We start from the raw sequence: 1,586 nt of genomic DNA on the forward strand, positions 1-1,586 counted from the left end.
TGCAAAATAAAAATAAGGATAAAAAATGTTAATCAACTGCCCAATTTGTGGCGCAGAAAATCTTGATACAGCCATTACTTGTACTGCCTGTGGTTGTGCTTTAACAACCTTAAATTCAGTGGGATATCAACTTCCTAGTGGCACTTTACTTCACCAAGGTAAATATAGAATAGAAAAAACTTTAGGTGAAGGTGGTTTTGGCATTACTTATAAAGCAACTGATTTAGAAAAATTCACCGATGTTGCTATTAAAGAACTTTGCCCAAATAAGTTTCTCAGACATGGGATTAATATTATTTGGCCTCCTTCTATTTCTCCTAAAATTCAACAGGAACAAATCCAAAAATTTAAGACCGAGGCAGAATCTCTAAAAAAATGTGTTCATCCCAATATTGTCAGAGTAATTAATTGGTTTGAAGCTAACAATACAGCTTATTTAGTCATGGAATTTGTCTCAGGTAAACCTCTATCCCAAATTTTGACAGAAAGAGGTAAACTGCCTGAAAATATTGTCAAAAAATATTTTATTCAAATCACCGAAGCTTTAAAATTAGTTCATGCTAATAACTTCCTCCATCGGGATATTAAACCAGACAATATTATTGTTAACTCCCAAGATAAAGCCATCTTAATTGATTTTGGTTCCGCTAGAGAATTTTTAGCAGGTCTCACTAATAAAATGACGGCTATGCTAACACCTGGATATTCACCCATTGAACAATATACTAATCTAGGTAAAGTTAATTCCAGTACAGATTTGTATGCTATTTGCGCCTCAATTTATCATACTTTAACAGGTAAAGTGCCAGTAGCAGCACCCGCTAGATTAGGGTCAGAAACTTTAATTTCTCCACGGCAAATAGAAGCATCAATTCGTCCCCAAACAGAACAAATTATCTTAACAGGAATGAAGATAGAAATAGAGGAACGTTTTCAAACTGCTGATGAATTAATTGATGCACTTAAAGGTAAGTTTATTTCTCAAAAATTAAAGCAAGCAAGACAGATTTTAAAACAAGGAAATCTAACAGAAGCAGTCACAGCTTATCAACAATGTTTGCTCCAAGAAAGTGATAATGGCATAGCAGCAGTAGAGTTAGCAATGATATTAGTTTATGTAGAAGATCGGCAAGCTATTATTGCAGCTAATCAAGCAATTAAAATAAATCCTAATGATGGGAGAGGTTATGGAGTTTTAGGGCTAATTAATTGTCGTCAAAAAAATTGGCAACAAGCAGTTAAACAGTTGGAAAAAGCTGTAAAATTATCCCCACAGGAATCTTGGATACAGGCAAATTTTGCTTGGTCTTTAGCCAAAATAGGGAGATGGGAAGAAGCATTAATTGTCTGCAATTGTGCCTTAAAACTAGATAATAATTCTGAGTTTGCATTAGGATTAAAAGGCTGGATTTTAGTTAATCAAAAACACTTATTAGAAGCTATACCGCTACGCGCAAGTCAGAAGTCTGTAGGGGCGAATGGCCAGCAAGCCCCTACAGAAGTTAGAAGTAATCCCTGAATGAGTTTGAGCATTTATCATTGTCCGCACCTTATTTGCATAGTGCTATATTATACCAATTCCCATG

At 34.9% G+C, this 1,586-nt stretch carries 1 protein-coding gene; it reads left to right on the forward strand.

Annotated features, from left to right (window positions below):
- Window positions 1-25 precede the first annotated feature (25 nt).
- Window positions 26-1,519, forward strand: coding sequence for a protein kinase domain-containing protein (locus F6K22_RS40505; RefSeq protein ID WP_293110774.1), 1,494 nt, complete (start codon window positions 26-28; stop codon window positions 1,517-1,519).
- Window positions 1,520-1,586 lie beyond the last annotated feature (67 nt).

Origin of the sequence: Okeania sp. SIO2F4 (genome assembly GCF_010672385.1) — a bacterium.
Taxonomy (GTDB): domain Bacteria; phylum Cyanobacteriota; class Cyanobacteriia; order Cyanobacteriales; family Microcoleaceae; genus Trichodesmium.

Excerpts from the sequence above, each read along its gene's own strand:
- F6K22_RS40505 (WP_293110774.1), top strand. The coding sequence starts at position 26 with ATGTTAATCAACTGCCCAATTTGTGGCGCAGAAAATCTTGATACAGCC.